At 60.9% G+C, this 24337-nt stretch carries 20 protein-coding genes; 7 read left to right on the top strand and 13 right to left on the bottom strand.

What is annotated here, in order from left to right:
• Positions 1-141: 141 nt before the first annotated feature.
• Positions 142-1188, top strand: coding sequence for a triacylglycerol lipase (locus tag Q0X28_RS01395; RefSeq protein WP_298575673.1), 1047 nt, complete (start codon positions 142-144; stop codon positions 1186-1188).
• A 201-nt stretch (positions 1189-1389) separates the two neighbouring features.
• On the opposite strand, the gene Q0X28_RS01390 is transcribed toward Q0X28_RS01395, so the two are convergent.
• Both Q0X28_RS01390 and Q0X28_RS01385 read right to left on the bottom strand, forming a co-directional pair.
• On the bottom strand, positions 1390-2184 hold the full coding sequence (locus Q0X28_RS01390; protein WP_298575670.1) for a type 1 glutamine amidotransferase: 795 nt from the start codon (positions 2182-2184) through the stop codon (positions 1390-1392).
• Between the two features lie 10 nt (positions 2185-2194).
• Positions 2195-3496, bottom strand: coding sequence for a MurT ligase domain-containing protein (locus Q0X28_RS01385; protein ID WP_298575667.1), 1302 nt, complete (start codon positions 3494-3496; stop codon positions 2195-2197).
• Positions 3497-3641: 145 nt separating this feature from the next.
• Between Q0X28_RS01385 and Q0X28_RS01380 the strand changes: the two genes are divergently transcribed.
• Positions 3642-5393, top strand: coding sequence for an aspartate:alanine exchanger family transporter (locus Q0X28_RS01380; RefSeq protein WP_298575664.1), 1752 nt, complete (start codon positions 3642-3644; stop codon positions 5391-5393).
• Here Q0X28_RS01380 and Q0X28_RS01375 read toward each other — a convergent pair.
• The 4 genes from Q0X28_RS01375 to leuA all read right to left on the bottom strand — a co-directional run bounded on the left by Q0X28_RS01375 (position 5390) and on the right by leuA (position 9801).
• On the bottom strand, positions 5390-6595 hold the full coding sequence (locus tag Q0X28_RS01375; protein WP_298575661.1) for an alpha/beta hydrolase-fold protein: 1206 nt from the start codon (positions 6593-6595) through the stop codon (positions 5390-5392). The genes Q0X28_RS01380 and Q0X28_RS01375 overlap by 4 nt on opposite strands.
• A gap of 176 nt (positions 6596-6771) precedes the next feature.
• Positions 6772-7251 carry a CAP domain-containing protein gene (locus Q0X28_RS01370; RefSeq protein ID WP_296238445.1) on the bottom strand — a complete coding sequence of 160 codons (480 nt, stop codon included), beginning with the start codon at positions 7249-7251 and terminating at the stop codon, positions 6772-6774.
• A gap of 9 nt (positions 7252-7260) precedes the next feature.
• Positions 7261-7962 (bottom strand): trypsin-like serine protease, encoded by a 702-nt coding sequence (locus Q0X28_RS01365; RefSeq protein WP_296238447.1) that lies wholly within the window; start codon positions 7960-7962, stop codon positions 7261-7263.
• A gap of 21 nt (positions 7963-7983) precedes the next feature.
• Positions 7984-9801 (bottom strand): 2-isopropylmalate synthase, encoded by a 1818-nt coding sequence (leuA, locus tag Q0X28_RS01360; protein ID WP_296238450.1) that lies wholly within the window; start codon positions 9799-9801, stop codon positions 7984-7986.
• 361 nt (positions 9802-10162) lie between these two features.
• Between leuA and Q0X28_RS01355 the strand changes: the two genes are divergently transcribed.
• Entirely contained in the window at positions 10163-11185 is a 1023-nt protein-coding gene (locus Q0X28_RS01355; RefSeq protein ID WP_298576007.1) for a cation diffusion facilitator family transporter, read from the top strand.
• Here Q0X28_RS01355 and Q0X28_RS01350 read toward each other — a convergent pair.
• Positions 11182-12048: a DMT family transporter gene (locus Q0X28_RS01350; protein ID WP_296238452.1), complete on the bottom strand. Its 867-nt coding sequence runs from the start codon at positions 12046-12048 to the stop codon at positions 11182-11184. The two genes, Q0X28_RS01355 and Q0X28_RS01350, sit on opposite strands and share 4 nt — an antisense overlap.
• A gap of 185 nt (positions 12049-12233) precedes the next feature.
• On the opposite strand from Q0X28_RS01350, the gene Q0X28_RS01345 reads away from it, so the two are divergent.
• From Q0X28_RS01345 to Q0X28_RS01330, 4 genes are all read left to right on the top strand, one after another.
• Positions 12234-13259 (top strand): hypothetical protein, encoded by a 1026-nt coding sequence (locus Q0X28_RS01345; RefSeq protein WP_296238454.1) that lies wholly within the window; start codon positions 12234-12236, stop codon positions 13257-13259.
• 188 nt (positions 13260-13447) lie between these two features.
• A complete protein-coding gene (locus Q0X28_RS01340) occupies positions 13448-14713 on the top strand; it encodes an aspartate kinase (protein WP_298575655.1) in 1266 nt (421 codons plus the stop codon).
• Between the two features lie 82 nt (positions 14714-14795).
• Positions 14796-15848 (top strand): aspartate-semialdehyde dehydrogenase, encoded by a 1053-nt coding sequence (locus tag Q0X28_RS01335; protein WP_296238458.1) that lies wholly within the window; start codon positions 14796-14798, stop codon positions 15846-15848.
• Between the two features lie 273 nt (positions 15849-16121).
• The gene (locus Q0X28_RS01330) at positions 16122-17621 is read left to right on the top strand and encodes a catalase (RefSeq protein WP_298575651.1); all 1500 of its coding nucleotides are present in this window, start codon (positions 16122-16124) and stop codon (positions 17619-17621) included.
• Between the two features lie 174 nt (positions 17622-17795).
• Here Q0X28_RS01330 and Q0X28_RS01325 read toward each other — a convergent pair whose 3' ends face one another.
• The 6 genes from Q0X28_RS01325 to Q0X28_RS01300 are packed head-to-tail and all read right to left on the bottom strand — an operon-like array spanning position 17796 to position 24279.
• Complete coding sequence (locus tag Q0X28_RS01325; RefSeq protein ID WP_298575648.1) at positions 17796-18308, bottom strand: monovalent cation/H(+) antiporter subunit G; 513 nt, start codon at positions 18306-18308, stop codon at positions 17796-17798.
• Positions 18305-18574, bottom strand: a complete 270-nt coding sequence (locus Q0X28_RS01320; RefSeq protein ID WP_298575645.1) for a monovalent cation/H+ antiporter complex subunit F — start codon at positions 18572-18574, stop codon at positions 18305-18307. The genes Q0X28_RS01325 and Q0X28_RS01320 overlap by 4 nt, the downstream gene beginning before the upstream one ends.
• Complete coding sequence (locus Q0X28_RS01315) at positions 18571-19218, bottom strand: Na+/H+ antiporter subunit E (protein ID WP_298575642.1); 648 nt, start codon at positions 19216-19218, stop codon at positions 18571-18573. The genes Q0X28_RS01320 and Q0X28_RS01315 overlap by 4 nt, the downstream gene beginning before the upstream one ends.
• Entirely contained in the window at positions 19215-20750 is a 1536-nt protein-coding gene (locus tag Q0X28_RS01310; RefSeq protein WP_298575639.1) for a monovalent cation/H+ antiporter subunit D family protein, read from the bottom strand. Before Q0X28_RS01310 ends, Q0X28_RS01315 begins: the two co-directional genes overlap by 4 nt.
• Positions 20747-21082, bottom strand: coding sequence for a sodium:proton antiporter (locus Q0X28_RS01305; RefSeq protein WP_296238471.1), 336 nt, complete (start codon positions 21080-21082; stop codon positions 20747-20749). The genes Q0X28_RS01310 and Q0X28_RS01305 overlap by 4 nt, the downstream gene beginning before the upstream one ends.
• Positions 21079-24279: a DUF4040 family protein gene (locus tag Q0X28_RS01300; protein WP_298575634.1), complete on the bottom strand. Its 3201-nt coding sequence runs from the start codon at positions 24277-24279 to the stop codon at positions 21079-21081. Before Q0X28_RS01300 ends, Q0X28_RS01305 begins: the two co-directional genes overlap by 4 nt.
• Between the last annotated feature and the right edge of the window lie 58 nt (positions 24280-24337).

Here is a 24337-nt window from a genome sequence, read left to right as displayed (position 1 = left end):
AGTAACCCCAGACAATAAGTCGCAGCAGACTCCCTCTGTTTACCGTCTTTTTGTCTTGTCCTCCCAATGTGCGCCGTGCTGTACCACGGAGTGATCCTCCCCGCAGCATGCATCGGGACATATCCGAGAAAGGATCTGGCCATGCTCCAGACCACGAAAACCTTCGCAGCCCTCGCAGCATCCCTTGCCATCCTCGCCGGTACCGCCACCACCGCGGTAGCCGCCCCCTCCTACGCGGCACTCCCAGAGCTTCCCTCCACCACCGTCCGCGCCACTACCCACGGCCACGGTGAGGTTGCGACCAGCATTGCCGACGCCATCCTGAAAGACGGCACCGACTCCGTCGCCCCCCAAGGAGTCAACGACTGGTCCTGCACACCCAGCCCCACCAAGCCCAACCCCGTCATCCTCATCCACGGCATGTCCATGACGGCCAACACCGCCTGGGCGGGCTTCGGACCCGTACTGAAGGACCAGGGTTACTGCGTCTACGCCGTCAACATGGCCAAGGACCGGGATGGTGCCATGTCCAAGGTCGTCCGAGCTATCGGTGACCTTGACTTCGGCGGCCTCGCCGATATCGAAGCCTCCGCCACCTTCACCGCCGCCTTCATTAACGACGTCATGAAGACTACCGGCGCCAAGAAAGTCGACATCATCGGCTACTCCGAAGGCGGCACCGTTGCCAACCTCATCGCTCACACCTACGGCCCCAGCTTTATCGACAACATCGTGACCCTGGGCGGTATTAACGTTGGCATCAACCCCTTCGGCCTGCAGGATCTGGAAGCCGTCTACACCAAGAATGCAGAACCTGCCCTGGTGGGAGACATTCTCGAATTTGGCACCATCGCCGCCGCCCAGATGATGACCGGCTCACCTATTATCAATGCCATCACCGACCCGCAGACCATCGCCGGCATCACCTACACGAACCTGTCCACCAAGTACGACGAGTTCACCACCATCTCCACCCACAACCCCAACTTCCAGGAGGCTGTGCCGGGAGCCACCGTCACCAACATCACCATCCAAGATGGCTGCAGCAAGGACTACTCGGATCACCTCACCCTGCCCTACAACAAGCGCGTGTGGGCCATGGTGCTCAATGCGCTGGCAGGGGAGAAGGTCATGGAGGTTCCGTGCCTGGTCGCCATCCCGGCCCTGCGGTCCATCGACGCTAACTAGCACTGGCACCACCAGCCACGGTGGTTAACACAGTAGTGCTGGCCCCGCCGTCACCACGGCATCCGACAGCCACCACTATCACCAGTGTGGCGCGCTAAGCACCCCTACAACAGAGCACTCACTGCCGGCTGCTACGCCAGGTATGCGCCAAGGCGACCCCATGATGCAGTCCTCTCCGGTACGAGAGACGCTGGGACGCACCTAGGCAGTGCGCTTGAAGGGGTGCTTAGCCGCCTCCAGCCGCTCTTTACGGAGCAACGGAATCGCCGGAATATCCAGCGGTTCCAGGTCAGCCACCGGCACACCCAGCACCTGTGCCACCAAAAAGTCGGCCAACTGCGGGTTTCGGGCCAAACACGGACCATGCATATAGGTGGCCACAATGCTGCCCTGCACCACGCCGTCAACCAGCCCAGCAGCAGGCACATCTGCCCCCGCCGGCACGCTATTACCCACCCCGTACTTCACACGGGAGAGCGGGCGCGCATCGGGGCCCAATACCGTTGCACCCATATGGTTCTCAAACCCGGTGAGCGGTTCCGTCAACCCCTCCACCAGAGGTGTTGCCACCAACTCGCCAATGGAACGGGTGGCCTGGGGGACCGTGGTCGCATCCAGTAGCCCCACGCCTTGCGCATGGGAACCGTCAGCCACCTGGAACCACTCACCCAACATCTGCAATCCCGCGCAAATGGCAAGCAACGGCCGCCCCGCCTCCACCGCCGTAAACAACCCACGGTGTTCCCGCAGGTGCTTCGACGCGAGGATCTGGGCGATGTCCTCACCGCCCCCCATCGTGTAAATATCGCAGCTGGACGGCACTTCATCGTGCAGAGTAATGCGCACAATCTCCGCCTGGTAGCCGCGCCGGCGCAGCCGTTCCCGCAGGACCAGCGCGTTGCCGTCATCCCCGTAGGTACTCATAATGTCGGGCAGCAGTGCCCCGATGTGAATAACGGAATCCCGCCCGGGTGTGGGGTTGGAGAGTGTACTCACTGCAGTCCTCCTACTGGTTCCGTGAGGTGGGGTCATCGGCGGTGCCTGCCCCGGCGCCCGTCAGGTGACGGAGTTCGCGGAACAGATCGCGGAACGACGTGTAGTTCGCCAGCACCTCCACCCGCCCAGGTGGGCAGGCGCGAATAGCTGCCAGCGGATCATGGATCAATTCATGCTCCACCCCTGCGTAGGTGAGGCGCACCGACAGGTCCGTGCCGCGCTCACCGGAGCAGAAGACGGCCGTGTCAGAGAAGTTCTCGAAGCGCACATCCCACAGCCAGCTGAGGTCAATCCCGTCAGCCTCTTGCCCATTGACGGCAATCACCAGCGAGTCAGCAGTCCGGTCCACCATATTGAGAGCCTCTTGCCAGCCCGCCGGATTCTTCGCCAGCAACAGGTGAATGTCGTGGTCCTCCAGCTGGATTGTGGTGTAGCGGCCAGCCACATCGTCCACGGACTCTGCGGCACGCACCGCATCCTCAGCACTCACCAGCATGTTGACGGCAGCCGCGACCGCCTGGGCGGCATTTCCGCGGTTGGCGCGGCCGGGTACCCGCAGATGCATGGGCAGAGTGAGTCCGTCGGGGCCGTGCAGGCCCTCGTCGTCGACCCACCAGTCGGGGGTAGGGCGACGGAATTCCCGGCCGTCCTCCAGGGGTTCGGCCGCCCACCAGTCGCCATCTGCATGCAGAATGGCGGAATTGTTGCGGGGGCTGGTGGTGGCGTCGTTCGACCAGCCGCCCCCAGTGCTTACCCACACAACGTTTGTGGCGTCGTAGGCGACAGAGGCCATCATCATGTCGTCACAGTTGGCGACGACGATGGTGTCGGGATGGGCGGTAACGGCAGCCCTTAGACGGCGTTCAATAGTGTTAATTTCGCCTACCCGGTCCAGTTGGTCGCGGGAAAGATTCAGCAACACGAGCACCGTGGGGGATATGGCATCCATCACATGGGGGACGTGCATTTCGTCCACTTCTAGGCAGATGGTGTGGGCATCCAGATGCCGGTTGAGGGCGCTCACGATACCGGCATCCATATTGTCTCCACCATCGTTGGTGGCCACTGTGTACCGGGTGCGCAGCGCGGTGGCCACCATGCGGGTAGTGGTGGACTTTCCGTTCGTCCCCGTCACCACCACAGACATGCGTTCACCTGCAAGTTTAGCCATGATGTTGGGGTCAACTTTGAGGGCCACCAGGCCGCCAATCATGCCGCCATTCCCGCGTCCCAATGTGCGTGACGCCCAGCGCGCTGCAAAGCACGACCAACGGGCGAGGGTTCCGCGGAAACCAAGAGAGGCGTTCGTCATGCACTTATTCTAAAGGGCGAGGGAAGGGCGGGAGAACTCTTCGCGAGACGGCCGCTTTACAGAAACTGGACGTGCGTTTCAGAGAGCCGTCGGTAGGATGACAGGAGTTAGGGTGTTTACCCCAGGAATTCTCTAGGAGCGAGACGTGTCCGCTGTCATTGGGTGGTTCGCGGAACAGCCCTTACTCGTGCTCATGATCATCATGGCCCTGGGTTTTTTTGTTGGCCGCATTCGCATCGGTTCCTTCTCCCTCGGCGTCGCCGCAGTGCTCTTCGTCGGCCTCATCATCTCCGCTATTTTTACCAACTACGGGCACCCCATCCAGCAGCTTCACATCATTTGGGTGATGGGCCTCACGCTCTTCGTCTACACCATCGGCCTGGCCTCCGGCTCAGCTTTCTTCCGGGCCCTTCGCACCAAAGGCCTCGGCCTTAACCTGCTCATTATCGCCCTCGTGCTAGGCAGCGCCGCCTTCACCATTGGGATGGTGGCGCTCTTCAAAATGGAGCCCATCATCTCCGCCGGCATGTACACGGGTGCCCTCACCAACACCCCCGCTCTGGCCGCCGTCTCCAACGCCCTCCCCAGCTTGGCGAACTCCGCGGCAGTCAAGGCCACAGGCAGTTTGGATGCCGCGCAAAGTCTCCCCACCGTCGGTTACGCCCTGGCCTACCCTCTGGGCGTGTTGGCCTCTATCGCCGCCTTTGTCCTCTTCCAAAAGATCTTCCACATTAACCACCAGGAGGAAGCGGTACGCGCCGGGGTGGCAGACGTCCCCATTTTCACCCGCAATATTTTGGTGACCCGCAATGATGCCACCCTCGTAGCGGACCTCAACTCCCGCATCGGCCATAACATCATCGTCTCTCGCATGCTCACCCCGGACGCCTACGAGATCGACCCACACCTCTTGGACGAGAAAGGCTACCCGGAGGAAGTCACCATCGACGCAGGCAAGATGCGTATCGCTTCGGTGCGCGATGTTATCGAGAAGGGCATGATCGTGTGCGTCACCGGCACCCAGGACGCCCTCGATGCGGCCACCGAATTCCTAGGTGAGGACTCCCACGTGGACTTGGCCTACTATGATGTCACCTCCGGTCTGCGCCGCATCTTCGTCTCCAACCCCAACGTGGTGGGTGTGAAGCTGGGCAAGCTGGGGCTGCAGCGCAAGCACGGCATTCTTATTACCCGCATTCGCCGTGGCGACATTGACATGGTGGCGACGGATGATTCCCGCCTGGAGCTGGGGGACCGTGTACGCGTCGTCACCAGCAAAGAAAATCTCACCCAGGCCGCCCGTATCCTCGGCGATTCCTACAAGAGCCTCTCCGAGATCGACGTCCTCACCTTTGCGGTGGGTATTACCCTCGGTCTGCTGGTAGGAAAGATTCCGGTCCCCATCCCCGGTGGTGGTGTCCTGGAGCTGGGGTCGGCTGGTGGCCCGCTTATCGTCGGCCTCATCCTGGGTGCCCTGGGCAGAACCGGTCCCATTGTGTGGCGTATTCCCTATTCTTCTAACCTCACCATTCGGCAGTTTGGTATTACCCTTTTCCTGGCAGGTATTGGCGCTAATGCCGGTGGAGACTTCCTCAAGGCGGTGACGAACCCTGCATCCCTGACGGTGATTGCCGTGGGTGGTGTTATTACCTTCTTGCTGACATCGTTGACGCTGGTGATTGTCTACAAGGGCTTCAAGCTGCCCTATGGTACGGCGATGGGTGTGGCGGCAGGCCTCTTTACCCAGCCGGCAACGTTGGGGTATGCCAACGATCAGACAAATAATGACCTACCGAACACGGGCTACTCGACGGTCTACCCGATGGCGATGATCGCCAAGATTGTGGTGGCGCAGGTGCTTATTATTCTCATGGTGAAAATGGGGTTGGGTGTCTAGCCTACTGTCGGCTTGTTCGCCGGCGCTGGCTTGTCTACTGGCGTTGACGACGTGGGCTTTGCCGGCTTTGGCTGGTCTGCTGGCTTTGGCTTCTCTGCCGGCTTGGCCCGTTTGGCGAAGGGGTCTTTCAGCTGTGCCGGGTTGGCCACTGGCACATACCGCACCCCGCTGCGATGCAGAATGTCCTGCAGACCACCCTCGTCGTACATGTCCCGTCGCCACAGGTTCCAGAAGTGCACTCCGCTGGGGTAAATAACGATCACGGCTTTCCCGTCGCGCAGCGCCTGCGGAGCTTGCTTCCGCACCACCGTACGGAACTTCACGAGGGAGGCACTCATGCCGGCTTCCAGCCAGGTACCTCCGTAGAGACGTAGCAGGGTATCCCCAACCTTGTAATTGATTTCCTTATTTTTCAGATCAAGCATTCCGGTACCCGCAACGAAGCGGGTGTGGAAGAGTGGAGTGCGGTCAGCGAGCTCGGTGGGAGAATGGGCAGCGTAGTCGTCATAGGCCCACATGTCCTGGCCGGTATTGCCGCTGAGCCCGCTAATCACCCCCAGGGCAGCACGTCCCAGTGGGGAGGTGAAATTGTAAAAGCCACTCAGGAAGTAGCCGGCGCGGTACACCTCGGGGTGCCGGTACATTACGCTGGCCCCGCCTGCCCCACCCATGCTGACACCCAGTGCGATGGCATTGCGGGGGCGCAGGGGAATACCGAAGGTATGCCACAGGTAGGTGGGAAGTTCCTGGGTGAAGAACGTTTCCCATTTGATGGGTTTCTTATCGGAGATGAGAGTGGGCTGGCGCCAGTCTGTCCACATGGAACCATTGGTGGGGGCGACGGGAGCCACGAAGCCCACGTCGGTGCGGCTAAGTGCGCGGGCGAGGCCACCCACCTCGTGCATCAGCATGCCTTGGTGTTCATGCTGCCACATGCCACCGAACACATGCAGGAGTGGCGAGGTGGCGTGGAGAGGCAGCTGTAGATCGACGGTGATGGTGGTGCGCATGCTGGGACTGTAGATGCGGCAGCTTTGGGTGCGTGGTTCCGTCACCCAACGGGTGCAGGAGCGGCCGATGGCTTGTGGTTGGTAGCTGCGTGGTGCACCGGTTGCCTGGGTGGGTAGGCCAACGAAGGATACCCCGGTGAGGGTAAGTGCAAGTGTCGCAGCGAGTGCGGGGCGGACCTGTCGTGGGGGCATAGCGCAGTCCTTTATCTGACGCTGGTGACGCCGCAGGCTCCGTCACCAGTGCTCGTCACCCGCAGAAGAAAAGGGGTTCGCAAACAAGGGCTCCAGAGGGGGGAGGGGGACACCCTGCGTCGGGTGTGGAGGTCATTGCTTTCTTACTGTCTAGGCTACGCTGTGTATTCCGCTTTTTAGGCGTTAAAGCGTTGAGTAACGATCCACTCGCCCTTGGTGTTCTGGGCAATGCCAATGCCCATGCTGGTGGCCCTGGTGTTCAACAGGTTACGGCGATGTCCGGGGGACTTCAACCAGGCCTCCACAGCGCCTGTGGGGGTTGTGCAACCGCTGCACGTGTAGAGGTTTTCCCGCACATTCTTAGTGGTGTGCTCGAACGTGCCGGTGCGGGCCAGGTGTTGGGACCACTGTAGGCTGTCACTGCCGAGCTGCGAGGACCAGGAAAGTGGCGTGCGTCCATTACGGAGGCGAGCCTGGTTGCTGTCGTCGAAGATGGTTTTCACGTACGTGGCGTCGCCGCTGTGGGCGGCGCCAGCGGCGAAGTTGTCGGCGGCGACAGCTGCCGGAGCAGCAGTGCTGAGGGGTGCGGCCAGCAGACCGAGGGCGAGGGTGCCGGCGGCGAGGCGACGGCTGAGGGCAGTGCGAGGGAGTGTCATGAGGGCTCCTCAGTGTGTAGACGATGAGGTACGGAGGGGAGAGAAGCTGTGAGCGGCGATAGTGTCGGCAATCCACGGCCAAAGGTGCACAACCTCAACGTAGTTCGCGTTGACTGTTGTGGCGGTGGCTCCGTCGATGGAGGATAGGACGCCTACCAGGAACGGGCCTTGCAGGAAGGGGCCGCCGGAGTCGCCGGGTTCTTGTTTGCCCCATTCGGTGTAGGTGACGAACATCTTTCCGTGTGTCCCCGCGAAGTGTCCTACTACCTGGGCCTTGCCGGCGCGCAGCGGGAAGCGGTCTTTGCCCCACCCGTAGGTGTGGCCGAAGGTTTTCTCGATGGCGGGGGAGGGGGAGAGGAGGGCAAAGGGGCGCCCGATCTGCGGCTTATTGAGGTACACGAGGGCTGTGTCCCAGCTGCCGTAGTGGTAGGCGCCGGTGAAGCCGACGGTGTTGGTGGCTTCGTTACCGAAGCTAACGCTGCCGGTGACGGTAGTGCCGTTGCGAACGCAGTGGGCGGCAGTGAGTACCCAGGAGGGGGAGATGAGAGTGCCGGTGCAGAGCGCCCCGTGGGAGATCACTTTGGTGACGTAGGGCAGGTTGGGGGCGACGGTGCTGGTGTTGATGGCAGCGGCGGTAGGGGCAGTGCCCACTGCGGCGCTCACGGTGAGGAGTGCCGCAGAGGCAACTGCAGGAAGAGCGGTTGATTTCATAAATTCTTGGGAGAGAAGAAATTAACTCGCGTCGGGGGAGTGCCCGGTGAGAGCGCGGTTGACGGCACTCACCACGGCGCGGAGGGAGGCCACGCTGATCGAGGAGGCGATGCCGGCACCGTGGACGGGGGTCCCGTTGACTTCGCATTCCACGTAGGCGGCGGCATCGGCGTCGAAACCGGCGGTGATGGCGTGCTCTTGGTAGTCGACGATGCTGACGTCAATGTCGAGCTGCTGCAGGGCGTCCACGAAGGCGGCCAGTGGGCCGTTGCCGACGCCGGAGATTTCGCGTTCGTCGCCGTGCCACAGCACGTTGACGGTAATGCGGTCGTCGCCGTCGTCGGTGCTGGCGGCCTCCAGGGCTTGGCTCATCCGTTCCAGCGGCTCGATGCGGTCCAGGTATTCCTCGGAGAAGAGGTCCCAGAGCTGCTTGGAGTTCATCTCGCCACCTTCAGAGTCGGTGACACGCTGAACGGTCTTGGAGAACTCGATCTGCATACGGCGAGGCAGGCGCATGCCGTGGTCGGTCTTCATGATGTAGGCGACACCGCCCTTGCCGGACTGCGAGTTGACGCGGATGACGGCCTCGTAGTTGCGGCCGATGTCCTTGGGGTCGATGGGCAGGTAGGGAACTTCCCAGGTGACGTCGGCGACGTCTTTGTCCTCGCGGGCAGCGACAGCATTGAGGTCATCGAAGCCCTTGTTAATGGCGTCCTGGTGGGAGCCGGAGAAGGCAGTGAAGACGAGGTCGCCGCCGTAGGGCTGGCGTGGGGTGACCGGCATCTGGTTGCAGTATTCGACGGTGGAGCGGACTTCGCGGATGTCGCTGAAGTTGATTTGAGGGTCGACGCCGCGGGTCAGCATGTTGAGGCCCAGGGTGACGAGGTCGACGTTGCCGGTGCGTTCACCGTTGCCGAAGAGGCAGCCTTCGATGCGGTCGGCGCCGGCCATGAAGCCCAGTTCGGCGGTGGCGATGCTGGTTCCGCGGTCGTTGTGGGGGTGCAGGGAGAGGATGGTGGCGTCGCGGTGGGCGAGGTTGCGGCTCATCCATTCCACTTGGTCGGCGTAGACGTTGGGGGTGGTCATTTCGACGGTGGCGGGCAGGTTGATGATGATGGGGTCGTCCGGGGTGGCGCCGACGGTTTCGGTGACGGCGTCGCACACTTCCTTGGCGAAGGCGAGTTCTGTGCCGGTGAAGGATTCGGGGCTATATTCCCAGCGCCAGTGCGTGTCTGGGTAGTCTTTGGCGATGGTGCTGACGAGTTCGGCGGCGTCGGTGGCAAGTTTCTTGATGGCGGGCTTGTCTTTACGGAAGACGACGCGGCGTTGCAGGATGCTGGTGGAGTTGTAGAAGTGGACGATGACGTTGGGGGCACCGGCGCACGCTTCGAAGGTGCGGCGGATCAAGTCTTCGCGGCACTGTACCAGTACTTGGATGGTGACGTCGTCGGGGATGGCGCCGTCCTCAATGATTTCGCGGAGGAAGTCGTAGTCGGTTTGGGAGGCGGAGGGGAAGCCTACTTCGATTTCCTTGTAGCCCATGCGGACGAGCAAGTCGAACATGCGGCGTTTGCGGGCGGGGCTCATGGGGTCAACCAGTGCCTGGTTTCCGTCGCGCAGGTCGACGGCGCACCAGAGGGGCGCGCGGTCGATGACCTTGTTGGGCCAGGTGCGGTCGGGCAGCTCGACGGCTTCTACTTCTTCGGCGTAGGAGCGGTAGCGGTAGGCGGGCATGGAGGAGTTTTTCTGTTTGTTCCAGCTGGGTTGGTCGGCGGGGGCCGGCTTGGAGGGGGGAACGATGGTGGATGCGGCGGCGACGAAAGTGTCAGAGGGGGCCATGGTGAATAAACCTCGTGTCAAAACTCGTATATGAGGGGAAGGGACGCTGTTGTGTCACAGACGGTGTGGTCTGGAGACTGCTACGTCTTGAGAAAGGTGGGGGTGAACCGGCGCGCATAACCCCGCGGCGGGGAGCCAGTTCTACAAACGGGCCCCGTCGCGGCAACCAAGTAGCAGGGATGCCCAACGCATGCAGCCAGTTTATACCGTTTGACCCAGTTTCGGCGACCTCGCTTGTGCTATTTATGGTGATTCGTGCAGCTTATTGGCGTGTTTTAGCGCCTCGCGAACAACTTGAGGCGAGTTTCCGGCACCCACTACCGTGGTCGTTTGTGCTGGTGACGAGTACAGTTTGGGCATGATGTCTTCGCTCGTTGCCTCCCATTCCGGGGAGATGGATCAGCAGTCCAGCCGCCGTACTCTCACCAAATATGCGTGGCTGTCGATTGCCGCTGCCATCATCACCATTGTTTTGAAGATGGCGGCTTGGCGGATTACTGGCTCGGTAGGTCTGTTCTCGGATGCGGCAGAATCTCTCGTCAACTTGGTAGCCGCGGTGGTGGCTCTCATTGTGCTGATCGTGGCGGCTCGTCCGGCAGATAAGGACCACCAGTTTGGCCATTCTAAGGCCGAGTATTTTTCGGCGGTGATGGAAGGCGCCATGATTTTCGTGGCCGCCGGTGTCATCATCGTCTCTGCTGCGCGGCGTCTCTTTCACCCGCAGCCACTGGAGGATGTAGGTATTGCGTTGCTCATTTCCGTGGTGGCGACGCTGGTGAACGGTGGGGTGTCGTTAATCCTGCTGCGGGGGGCGAAGAAGCATCGGTCGATCACCCTGAAGGCGGACGGCAAGCATCTGATGACAGATGTCTACACTACGGTGGGTGTGTTGGCGGCGGTGGGGGTTGTTGCGCTCACTCACTGGTATTGGATGGACCCGGTTATTGCTATTGCGGTGGGTATCAATATTTTGTGGACGGGCTGGAAAGTGATGCGCGAGTCCCTCGACGGCCTGATGGACGGGGCGATGAGTGAGGAGCACCAGGCGGCCTTGAAGAAGGTGTTGGACACGTACCGCTGCCTCGATGTGGATTTCCATGCCTTGCGGAACCGGGCGAGCGGCTCCTCGAACTTCATTGAGTTTGATGTGCTGGTGCCGGGGGACTGGACTGTCAAGCAGGGCCATGACCTAGTGCACGATATTGAGGAGCAGCTGATGCTCGTCATTCCGGATCTGCACGTGCAGACGCATGTGGAGCCGCGGGAAGACCCGTTGAGTTATGACGATTTGGGCCCGCTTGATGAGCCGTTCGATCCAGAAGCTTTCGATGCACAACCTAGTGCGACAGAGAATAGGGCAGAGGATACGACAAAGACGGACTAATCCTGCTCGATGTCGTCCTGCGCTTCGGCGCGGGAGAGTTGTACCACGGCCACCACAGTGGCGATAGCTGCCACGATGATCAGCCAGTAAAGGGATGCAGAGGTGGTGAAGCGTTCCTGAAAAACGATGACGCCCAACACTGATGACGTCAGCGGGCTAGCGACGGTCATGGCGGGGAGCGACTGCTGGATAGCACCCGCATTAAACGCGGCTTGTTGGAGCCAGGTACCCACAATGGCAGCGACGATGACCAGGTAGAGCGCCGGGTGCGTGAGGACAGTGAGGATACGGCCGGCCGAGAGGTCCATGACCACGCCTTTGGTGAGGAACGACATGTACCCGTAGGTGATGCCGGAGGCGAGACCAACGAGGAGGGCGCGCTCTTTCCGTAGTCCTTTCTTCGCGAGGCGCAGGAGCAGCACCACAATAACGACGCCCACGGCGAGCGATCCTACCCACAGCGCCGGGTGTGCCTTCGCGTGGGTGTTGGTGGGGCGCCCCACGACGAGCAGTACGCCCACGCCGAGGGTGAGGACGACCGCCCACACCCAGTCCTGGACGCGCACGCGCCGGCCGGTAAATCGTGCCGAGAGGGGGAGTGCGAAGAAGAGGGAAAGGATGGTGATGGGCTGCACCAGTAGGATGGAGGCGAAGCGGAGTGCAGCTGCTTGGAGTAGGTAGCCGATAACGCTGACGCCGGCACCGGCCCACCATTTGGCGGAGGTGAGGGTGGCTTTGGCGCTGCCGCCTCCTTCTTCGGGGAGGGGTTGCTCATCGGCAACGAGGTGGCGGATGACGGTACCAGTGGCGACCACTAGTGCTGACAAAAGAGCCAGCACAGCGGCGATAAGCTGATAGGTCATGGGGCCCCGTTCTTGTTGCCATGGGCGAGCGAGAATTGTGGATGAACCTCTTAGACTCGGAGACGATAAGAGTTTTCTCCCCTCAATACTATTGAGATCCTCCCGAGAATGCCCTTCTTCCACACAATTGTCCGTTGTGGGACGTTTCTTTCATTACACGTGCTCGCATACGAAAGGGATCGGTTATGCGACTTAAGAAGTTTACCGCCACGCTGGCGGCATCTGCTCTTGCTTTCGGGCTTACCGCGGGAGTCGCGCAGGCAGAACCGCAGCAGCCTATCAAGGTGGACAGCCAGGGTGTTGTTACTGGTAGCCACATCCAGAATCTGTATTCGCACATGGGCAAGTACAAGACTGTGTCTACCATGAAGGCACAGGATTGCGGTCTGGTCTACAAGATCTACGCTAAGATCCTCGAAAAAGACCACAACAATAAGATGAAGCACACGTGCTGGGGAACTTTCCCCGATGGCACGAAGAAGCCCGCTGATGTGCAGTTCGTTTACCCCGAAAATATTGCTGAGCTGGGTAAACTCCCGGTCATTATTTACACCCCCGGCATTGGTGCCGAAGCTGGTCTGACCGAGCATCTCTACCACATGTGGGCTTCCCACGGCTACATCGTGGTCGTCACCTACACCTTCCTCAACTGGACCGGTTACACCGACGTTCAGGGTGCTGCAAGCCTGTTCGCTGAGTCCCAGAATTCCAAGTCTCCGCTCTTCGGACACGTTGATGCCACTAAGACCATCCTGACCGGTCACTCCGCTGGCGGCGGCTCCACCGAGTCTGGCTCCAGCTGGTTGCTTCCGCAGGTTGAGAAGAAGTACCCCGGCCTCAAGGTTGTTGCTGCTGTGCCGCTGCAGCCGGGCCCCAGCGTCGGTTTCCAGCCTCTTCTGAGCAAGGTGCCGACCTTCTACCTCACCGGCGAGAAGGACACCGTCTGCTTCGACTGGAGCATTCGTCCCCGCTACAAGATGAACAAGAATGTGCCCGCCTGGATCGCTATGGTGAAGGGCGCTCCCCACGGTCAGGAAATGGACGACTGGAGGAACTCCGCTTTCGCGGCTTCCGTGCTCGCCTTTGCTGATCTCTACCTCAACAACACCGAGAACGCTCGCCAGATCTTCTTTGGCCCGAACTACTTCCTGGCCAAGGATGCCGCCTTCATGAAGGTGGAGCGCAACGACAAGGCTGCTGCACTGAAGTAGTTCGAAATCCTACAATCTGAGTAAAGAATCCCAGCTAACAGGCATTAGCCGGTTTCAGGGCTATGAGAGGGCACCCTCACGCGAGGGTGTCCTCTCGTAGCGTATTTGAGGGTGCTACTAGGCAATACCGCAGGTCTACAGGTAGGATTACGCGTGAAATTGTTCACAGCACATGGAGGTATTTACCCGTGGCACTCGTCGTACAGAAGTATGGCGGTTCTTCTTTGGAATCGGCAGAGCGTATCCGTCGCGTCGCAGAACGGATCGTGGCCACCAAGAAGGCCGGAAACGACGTTGTCGTTGTGTGCTCTGCAATGGGTGACACCACTGATGAACTGGTGGACCTAGCAACGTCTGTCAACCCAGCTCCCCCGGAGCGCGAAATGGATATGCTCCTCACCGCTGGTGAACGCATGTCCAACGCGCTGGTGGCTATGGCTATTGCCTCGCTGGGTGCGGAGGCCGTTTCTATGACCGGTTCGCAGGCTGGTGTTATCACCACTGCTAAGCATGGAAACGCACGCATCATTAACGTCACCCCGGGGCGCGTTGAAGCTGCCCTCGCGGAAGGCAAGATCGTCCTCGTCGCTGGTTTCCAGGGTGTGTCCCAGGACACCAAGGACGTCACCACTTTGGGTCGCGGTGGCTCTGACACCACCGCCGTCGCCCTTGCCGTCGCTCTTAACGCAGATGTCTGCGAAATCTATTCCGACGTGGACGGCGTCTACACTGCCGACCCGCGCATCGTTCCTAACGCCCGCAAGCTGGACCAGATCTCCTTCGAAGAAATGCTGGAGATGGCCGCAGTCGGCTCCAAGATCCTGATGCTGCGTTGTGTGGAATACGCACGCAGCGGCAACCTTCCTATTCACGTGCGTTCGTCGTACAGCAACAAGCCCGGAACCATCGTTTCCGGATCAATGGAGGATATTCCCGTGGAAGAAGCAATTCTCACCGGCGTCGCCCATGACGTGTCCGAGTCCAAGATCACCGTCGTCGGCATCCCGGATAAGCCCGGTTTCGCTGCTTCCGTGTTCCGCACCATCGCCGATGCCGAAATCGACATCGACATGGTTCTCCAGAACCTCTCTGACGTGGACAACGGCAAGACCGACATCACCTTCACCTGCTCTGGCGCCAACGCTCCCAAGGCTGTCGCCATCCTCAACGACAAAAAGGACGAGATCGGCTTCGATCAGGTCCTCTTCGATGATCACGTAGGCAAGGTGTCCCTCGTTGGTGCCGGTATGAAGTCTCACCCGGGCGTCACCGCCACCTTCTGTGAGGCTCTCGCCGAGGCGGGAGTCAACATTGACCTCATCTCCACCTCCGAGATCCGCATTTCCGTCCTCATCGACTCCGAGGATGTTCAGACTGCTGTGCGCGCCCTCCACGATGCCTTCAACCTGGGCACTGATGAAGAGGCCACCGTCTATGCCGGTACCGGTCGCTAAAATCTTCTTTCAGCCACTCCTCGGTTGCGAGAATCACGACCACCGGGGAGTGGCTTCCCTATAACTCCGCAAAGGACTCACAATGACTGATCTCACTGTCGCCGTCGTCGGCGCCACCGGCCAGGTTGGCCGCGTTATGCGCTCCATCCTCGAAGAGCGCAACTTCCCCTGCACCAAGGTCCGTTTCTTCGCCTCCGAGCGTTCTGCCGGCCAGGTGCTGCAGTTCCGCGGTGAAGATGTCGTCGTGGAAGACGTCAACGCCGTTTCTGATGAGGACCTCAAGGGCATCGACATCGCCGTCTTCTCCGCCGGTGCCACCACTTCCAAGGCACAGGCTCCCCGCTTCGCCGCGGCCGGCGCCGTGGTCGTCGACAACTCTTCCGCATGGCGTAAGGACTTCGACGTGCCACTGATCGTGACCGAGTGCAACCCGGATGAAGCCGATGACCTCAAGAAGGGCATCATCGCCAACCCGAACTGCACCACCATGGCATGCATGCCCGTCATGCAGGCCCTCCACAACGTTGCTGGCCTGGAGCGCATGTTCGTCGCCTCCTACCAGGCAGTGTCCGGCTCCGGTTTGGCTGGTGTCCGTACTCTCGCCCAGCAGGTGCGTGACAATGTTGACGACATGGAGAAGTTCACCCACGATGGTTCCGCCATGAAGGCTGAGGACCTGGGTCCCTACGTCGCCCCCATCGCCTTCGACGTGGTGCCGCTGGCTGGCAATATTGTCGATGATGGTTCCTACGAGACCGACGAGGAGCAGAAGCTCCGCAACGAGTCCCGCCGCATCCTCCGCATCCCGGATCTGCAGGTCTCTGGTACTTGCGTGCGCGTGCCGGTGCTCACCGCTCACACCATGGTGATCAATGCTCAGTTCTCCAAGGCCATCACCCCCGAAGAGGCCAAGGCTGTGCTGGCTGACGCCCCCGGCGTTGAGCTGGTGGACGTCCCCACTCCGTTGGCTGCTGCTGGCATCGATCCTTCCCTGGTGGGTCGTATCCGTCAGGATCCCTCTGTGGAAGGCAACCGTGGCCTTAACCTGGTCGTGTCCGGTGACAACCTCCGTAAGGGTGCTGCCCTCAACACCATCCAGATTGCTGAGCTGGTCGCGAAGCGTCTCGGCGCCTAATTTCGCGCGCTGCTCGTAGCGTTTTACGAAGAGTCGGAAACTCTGCAGTGTTCTGCAGGTTTCCGGCTCTTTTGACATTTTTGGGGTACAACCGCAGTGCATTTGTGAAGGAACCCATTCACCCTCATCAAAAGAATCTATATATCTAGAAAAACTATTGACATTCATTAATTAATAAGGAACACTGTAGGTACAGAGCTTTTCAGCTCCCTCGTGGGATACGCGCCCCGTCTCTCACACCGCAATCCGATTCCAGGAAGGCAAACCCTCAACATGACGAACGAGAACCCGATCGAGCGCGGCCTCCGCCCCGCCCCTCACAACTCCGCCACCACCACCGCAGCTGGTGCTCCCGTCGCCTCCGACGACTACTCTCTCCAACAGGGTAAGCAGGGCTACATCGGCCTCCACGATGTCGGCCTCATCGACAAGCTCGCTCACTTCGACCGTGAACGCACCCCCGAGCGTGTCGTCCACGCCAAGGGTTCCGGCGCCTTCGGTGTTTTCGAAGTCACCGAAGACGTCTCTGCCTACACCGCCGCAGACTTCCTGCAACCCGGAAAGAAGACCCCCGTCCTGGCTCGCTTCTCCACCGTCGCCGGTGAAAAGGGTGCCGCTGACACCCAGCGTGACCCCCGCGGTTTCGCCCTCAAGTTCTACACCCAAGAGGGCAACTACGACATGGTTGGTAACAACACCCCGGTGTTCTTCATCCGTGACGCCATCAAGTTCCCCGACTTCATCCACTCCCAGAAGCGCACCCCGGATACCGACCTGCAGTCCTTCCAGATGCGCTGGGACTTCTGGACCCTGTCGCCCGAATCCGCCCACCAGGTAACCTGGCTTTTCGGCGACCGCGGCCTGCCCTCCTCTTTCCGCGAAATGGATGGTTTCTCCTCCCACACCTATCAGTGGATCAACGCCAAGGGTGAGCGTTTCTGGGTGAAGTACCACTTCAAGACCGACCAGGGCATTGGCTACCTGCCTCAGGAAGAAGCAGACAAGCTGGCTGGCACTGACCCCGAATTCCACCGCCGCGACCTCTACCAGCACATTCAGGATGGCGACTACCCGTCTTGGACCCTCAAGATGCAGATCATGCCGGAGGCTGAGGCTGAGAACTACAAGGTCAACCCCTTCGACCTCACCAAGACCTGGAGCCAAAAGGACTACCCGCTGATCCCGGTCGGCAAGCTCACCCTCAACCAGATCCCGAAGAACTTCCACGTACAGATCGAGCAAGCTGCCTTCAGCCCCTCCAACCTGGTGCGCGGCATCGGCCTCAGCCCCGATAAGATGCTGCTGGGCCGTGTCTTCTCCTACCCGGACACCCAGCGCCACCGCCTCGGCGCCAACTTCGAACAGTTGCCCCCCAACCGTCCCGTGGTCGCGGTGCACAACTACAGCCACCAGGGCCCGGCAGCCATGGAGTTCAACGACCCTTCCGTTCCCACCTACGTGCCGAACAGTGGCAATGGCCCCACCGCACAGCCCGAGAAATCCCCGGCCGACCTCGGCCGCTGGGAGCCCCACGGCACCGAACCCTACCGCGGCTACCCGGTCGAGCACGAGGATGACGACTTCTGGAGCCAGCCGCATACTCTGGTCCGCGACGTCATGGATGACGCCCAGCGTGAGCGCCTCGTCTCTAATGTCGTCGGTACCCTCGATGAGGTGCAGGAACCTGTCCTCTCCCGTGTGTTCGAGTATTGGAAGAACATCGACGAAGAGGTTGGCGCTGCCATCGAGAAGTCCTATAAGGACAACCACTAACAACCTGCTCGCTGGCTTGCTGGCTCGCCGGATCGACCGCTGAAGGCCAGACTAGCTAGCTGTGGGTGCGATTATCGCGTCCCATCAACCGCACCCCACCTCCATAACAGCAGCTGTCCGCCCGGTCTACACAAACTGTGTAGACCGGGCGGACAGCTGCTGTGCCAACATGGGCTAACTGTTTTTCTCGTCGGCAGTATTCTCCACTGCGACGCCCGACTCCTCGTCGAACTCTTCGTTGTATTCCTCGTACTCCTCAGACTCGGAGTATTTCTCCAGATGGTGATAGTGCTTCTCCGGCTCCCCACTGTGCGCCTCGGACGCTTCATCCCGCGCCGCCAGGGAAACATCGCGCAGGTCTTCCCGCACTGTGCGAGGGTCCAAGCGAACTTGCGCAAGCATCATGGCGCGGCCCAAATACATGGACCCCAACGCCGAGCCCACCGGCACAATAAAGGTGATGAGGAGAAACTCAATAAGGTGCGCCCAGGAGAAGCCGTTCATGGCCGTATCTCCAATGAACAATGCAAACGCCACCAGCGGGAAACCCACATAGATGGCGGGGCTGTTCATATTCGCACGGGTGACGGCGTCCTTGGCGCGGATCATAGCGATACCGGTATCCAGGAAGAAGAGCGCTCCAAAGATAGCGATAAGGCCCACCAGAACCTGCACGATAATGTTCATCGGTGCCCCCTGTTAATGACGCGCGACAGAGCGATAGTGGAGACGGCCCCGAAAAGCCCACCAATGAGCAGCACGTCGAACACGACCTTGGAGCCATTGAGCAGACCAATGAAACCGACAATGCACAGCATGCCGTAGAAGAGCAGATCGTTGATGGCGACGCGGCTCGCCCCATCCGGGCCCTTAATACCGCGGTAGAGGCCAAGCAGCATCCCAGCGATGATGATCGCGGAAGCGATCACGATCATTACCGTAAGGACCATCATGCGGCGGTCACCTCCAACCGATGAGGTTCATAGGCTTTGCCGCGGCTGGCCCGCAGCACCTTATTCATCATGATTTCCAATTCATCCCGCACTGCATCCAGATCTTCGGCGTACACCGAATGCACTAGCAAAAACCCGTCATCGCCGGAGACTGCCACACCATCCAATGTCATGGTTAGTCGGGCGGAGCCGCGGTCGATAGCTAGCACCAGCGTGCCAGGAGTCAACGTGATGGAGGTGGCGAACACCGTCACCTCCAAGCTATTCATACGTTCCAGGGGAACACGTAGGATAGCGGGCGAAATCTTGGTATTCGGGCGGAACATATCGAGAGCCATACCATCAGCATTGATGGCGACTTCCGCCAACAGCCACGCACCATAGGCCAGCCAACGCCCCGCCGACGCAAAGAAGTCCACGAAGCGACGGCCGGCTGTGCGGGGCCGTCTGATGAGGTGCCAGACGGCGCGCACAAGCGTCATTGCGGCAGAGCTGAAGGAGGAACTTCTCTCTTCCCGCAGGTGAGTTTCCTCCGACTTGCGGTCGGCCAAGTCCTCGGCGCGTTCTTGTTGCTCCCACTGCTCACACAGTTCGTCGTCGGTGAGTTCGCGAGGGGGCGTGGTGTTCCGGGGCTTATCACTCATACGTTTAGCACCGCCCGCAGGTAGTCCGAAATGTCCAGGAGGGAGAAGCCGGCGCGGGTGGTTTGGTCCACCAGCCAGCCCGCCCCGAAGAAAGCTGCCAGGCTTAGTAGGAGAAGGAATGCGCCGGGCAGGAGTTGCTTCTTATTGATGATGAGGTCGTCCTCCACCGGCTGGAACTTCTCCGCTCCGATAGGCCGATACATGGCCATCTGCGGCCCCCAGAAGACACCCCTCCACACATACATCATGGAGAGGAGGGCCCCGAGGGAGGAGATGATGATGACGGCGATAACGGTCCAGCCCAGTGCTCCGCCGGCGGTTGCAGCAGACTGTGCAATACCCACTTTGGCGAGCACACCGGAGAAGGGTGGGAAGCCCACCAGGCTCAACATGCCGCCCGCCATGATGCCAGCGGCGAGGGGTTCGCGGCGCTGCAAGCCATCGAGGCGGTCGAAACGGCCTGAGCCGTAGGTTTCTTCGATTGCCCCGGAGGTGAGGATAAGGGACCCCATGGTGAGCATGTGGTGGATGAGGTAGAAGATGCCAGCACCGAGGGCCACTGCTCGCGCCTCAATATCGCTGGTGTTGGCGGCCAGCATGAGGGCAATGAGAATATAGCCCACACCGCACACCATCTGGAACGCCAATGAGCCGCGGATACGCTGTTCACCCAACGAACCAAAACCACCCACCAACATGGTGAGGCATAGCACCACCACAATGATCCACTGTCCCGGGGTATCGAAGATGAAGATGGTAGAGACGATGCGGTAGATGGCGTAGATAGCAACTTTGGTGTGCAAACCAGAGAACAGACCCATCACCGCAGCAGAGGTGGCCGGGTAGGCGCGAGGGAGCCAACCGTGCACCGGCACCACACCCGCCTTCACGCAGAGGGCGATAAGGCAGACGGTGATGGCGATGCCCACCTGGGGTTCGTTGGCGGCGGCGCCGGCCAGTACCGCAATGTTGACCTCACCAACGGCGCCGTAGATGTAGATGACGCCGAGCAGGAAGACGGAGGAGGTGAGGAGGTTCACGACCACGAACATGCGGTCCACCCCGATGCGCCGCCACGTACCGGTAATGGCGAGGAGCGCATAGGAGGGCATGAGCATGACTTCAATCCACACGAAAAGGTTGAAGAGGTCGGCGGTGAGGAGGGCACCGTTCACACCCGCCATCAATACCAGGGTGAGGGTGGGGAAGAAACGGTTGCGTTCATCTTCACCGATGGAGATGGCGAACCAGGCGGAGGCAATAATGATGATGCCGGTGGCTGCCAGCATGAGGGCGCTGAAGGCGTCGGAGGCGAACGATATACCGATGCCGCGGGCGAAGCCACCTACGTGTTCGGCGATGACAGCATGGCTGTGGTGCTGGTAGAGCAGGATAAATGCGCCAATTACAGAAAGGCTGGGGACTGCCAGGTAGATGACGCGCCGCAGGGCCAGTGGTTGGGCAAACACCATGAGGACAGCGGTGACCAGCGGGACAGTCACCCATAGTGGGAGGAGGGGGGCGAGGGTCATACTTCGTCACTCTCCGTTCCCGAGTCGGGGGTGACCTTCACATCGTCGGTGGTCCCGATGATGGCGAGGACCAGCATGAACACGGTGACAGCCATGGAGATGACGATGGCGGTGAGGACGAAAGCCTGGGGAAGAGGGTCGGCGGCTGCGGCGACACTAGTTTCCTGCAGGAGGGGCGCTTCACGGCGGTCAAGGACGCCAGAAGCCAGTACGGTGAGGTTGATGCCGTGGCTGATGAGGCCGAAGCCGAGGACAATGCGCATCATATCGCGCTGCAGAATGAGGTACACACCTGCGGCGATGAGGACGCCAATGGTTAGGGCGAGGATCATTTCTCGTCACCTCCAGTCTGCGAGCGGGAATGAGAGCGAGGGGCATGGCGTTCTTCTACAGCTTTCTCTTCTGCCGCGGAGAGAGCGCGCAGAGCCTCCCGATAGTGGGGGATCTCCTTCTGCCGGATGGGGTCACGGTAGGAGTTCACCTGGCTGGCTGCCTCGGTGAGGGGACCTTCCTCCTTCGCATCCATGTGCAGCGGGTCGTAGGGTGGCCACACTTCCACGCTGGGGACACCCAGCGGGGATTGGCCCGACCCGAGCAGGTTGAGGGCTGTCAAGACCATGCCGAGTACGCAGAGGGTGACGCCAAAGTCGAAGAACGTGGCGGAGGGCACCGCGCCCAGCACCGGAATATCCCAGTGTTGGGGGGAGAGGAAGGAGTGTGGTGACACGCTCCCATCCAGGCTGTGGTCGTGGGTGGTGAAATAGCCGATAAGCCCTGTGATGGTGGCGGTGGTGACGCCGCTGGCGACCAGTATGGCGGGGGTTCGGCGCCGGGTGAGGGGGCGGTCTACCGGGGTGGATAGCCAGGCCAGTACCAGCGTGACTGCCAGGATCAGGCCGGCGATGAAGCCGCCACCCGGCTCTTGATGGCCGCGCCAGAACACGACGAGGGCGGTGATAAGTAGGAGCGGAGAGAGCATCAACACGAATACGCGGATGGGGTAGGAGTTGGTGATGCTGTCGCGGTACGCGTAGGAGGTGGGTAGCACGATACGGCCGTTTTTCCCCACCCGTTCCCGGAGTTCTTGGCGGATGAGGTGGAAGCTGGCGCTACCAGTGCGGCGGTATGCGGGGTGAACGGAGAGCAGCACGGCGGCAATAGCCAAACCTGTCACCCCGAGCACCGCCATTTCGCCAAACGTATCGAAGGCACGGAACTCGTTGATGATGGTGTTGGTGACGTTATTGCCGGTAGTGATGGTAGGCCCGTGGTCAAGAAAGTACTGGCTGAGGGCGCAGCGGTCTCGGCGCCCCGTGAATACCCAAACGGCACCGAAAGCGGCGAGTCCCGAAAAGACGGCGATGATGCCGGCGGAGACTCGCCGCCGCCGCGAGGCTTTCTGGAAGGTGCGAGGGAGGCGCCGGAGGACCAGCATGTACATGACGGTGGTGATGATTTCGACCAGTAGTTGGGTGAGACCCACGTCTGGGGCGCCGAGGGCGAAAATCTGCAGGGTGATGGCGACTCCAACTGCACCGAGGAGCACCACTGCGGCCAGCCGGGAGTGAGTGGTGATGGCGGCGATGGCTGCCACCAGCACGATAAGGAGCACCACGAGGTCGATGGGGCGGTCGATGCCGGGGACGCGGTCCGGGAAGTCGAGTTGTCCGGAGAAAGAACCCACTGCCACTGTGCCGGCGAGGGCGCCGAGCACGATAACGAAGGCACCCACGTGGCGGGTGGGGCTGTCGGAGCGGGTGACGGTGCCGGCCAGGTTACCGGCCCAACGCATGCTCTCCCACACGGTGGCCAGGTTGGTGGCGCCGTCGCGGGGGAGTAGTTCACGGTCGAGGAGGGCATCCACGCGCTTGCGCTGCCATGCCAGGAGCAGGCCGATGACGATGGCCAGCAGCGACAGCAGTAGCACTTCGTTGACGGCGATAAGGTGCAGGTGGGTGGCGTGCAGCTGGGGACCGTTGTGGATGACGGCAGCGCGGTAGCTGGCGGTGTGGGTGTTGATGGCGCTGACGGCAATCTGAGACAGCGGGTGCCCGAGGGCCGTCACCGCAAAGTAGAGGGGGAGACCGGCGACGGCGGGGAGTGCCGCGAAGACGGTGAGGACCCAGGGCACTTTGTGGAGGACGAGTTCGTAGCTGTCGCGGTCAAGGTCTGCGTCGGTTTTATCCTCCACCACGGTGCGTTCACCGTCGAAGAAGCCGCCGAGGATGATGCGGAAGCTGTAGGCCACGGTGAGGGCAGCACCGATAACAGCGACGGTGGTGAGGACGATAGAGCCGGCGTTGCTACCCCAGGCGCTGAGGAAGTTTGTCAGCATGGATTCTTTGGAGACGAAACCCAGGGTGGGGGGGATTCCGGCCATGCCGATGGCGCCGATCACCGTCACCACCATGAGGCCGGGAGTGTACTTCCACATGGGGGGAAGGCGGCGAATGTCGCGGGTGCCGGTGGCGTGCTGGAGGGCACCGATGGACATGAAGAGCCCGGACTTGAAGAGGGCGTGGGCGAGGGTGTGGAGGACCGCGGCGGTGAGGGCGGCGTGGGTGCCGATGCCGATCGTGGTGACGATCCACCCGAGCTGGGAGACGGTGGAGTAGGCGAGCAGCTTCTTGAGGTCCGTCTTTTGCAGGGCGAAGAGGGCTCCCATGACGGCGGTGAACATGCCGACGACGACCAGCAGGATCTGCCAGGTGAGATTGAGTCGGAAGACGGCCGAGAAGCGCAGCAGCACGTAGATGCCGGCTTTTACGACAGCGGCGGCGTGCAAGTAGGCGGAGACGGGAGATTCTGCCGCCATGGCTTCGGGGAGCCAGAGGTGGAAGGGGAATTGGGCGGCTTTGGTGAAGGCGCCAATGGCGATCAGTACCGCTACGGTGGTGGTGATGCCGGGGTTCGTTACCCACACGCTGGAGGAGAGTGCCTCGGTGAGGTTAGTAGTGTGGGTGACGGCGATGATGACGACGGTGGCGGTGAGGAAGAAGAGTCCACCGATGAAGGTGAGGAAGAGGGTGCGGAGGGAGCCTGCTTCGCCGGCGTGTCCGGAACGTCCGATGAGCATGAAGGACATGAGGCTGGTGAGTTCCCAGCCGATGAAGAGGAGGATGAGGTCATCGGCGGTGACCAGCAGCATCATGGAGAACGTGAAGACGACCATGAGGAGGAAGAAGCTGGTGTGGTGGAGGGGCATGCCGTGCTGGTCGTGGCTGTCGAAGTAGCGGGTGGAGTAGGCCATGACGACGGCCCCAATGACAAGGGCGAGCATGGCGAAGAACCAGCTCAGCGCGTCGAGGCGAAGGCCTACGTGAATATTCCAGTAGGCGATCCAGGGGATGGAGGCAGTGATAGTGTCGCCGCGCAGCAGGCGTGGACCCAGGGGAGCGTAGATTCCGCAGGCGAGGGAGAGATCGATGAGGGCGATAACCCAGCCGGCATTGCGGCCCAGGAAGCGAGTCAGTAGTGGGGTTGCTGCAATGGTCAGCACTAGGACGGCCAAACTGTACAGCACAAGCACCGACTTGGCCTCCTCAATGAAGTTGACGTTTTTCCTAACTTTCCTACAAGAATACAGG

This window comes from uncultured Lawsonella sp. (genome assembly GCF_947252745.1).
Taxonomy (GTDB): Bacteria; Actinomycetota; Actinomycetes; order Mycobacteriales; family Mycobacteriaceae; genus Lawsonella.
This window is presented reverse-complemented; position numbering and strand designations above follow the sequence as displayed.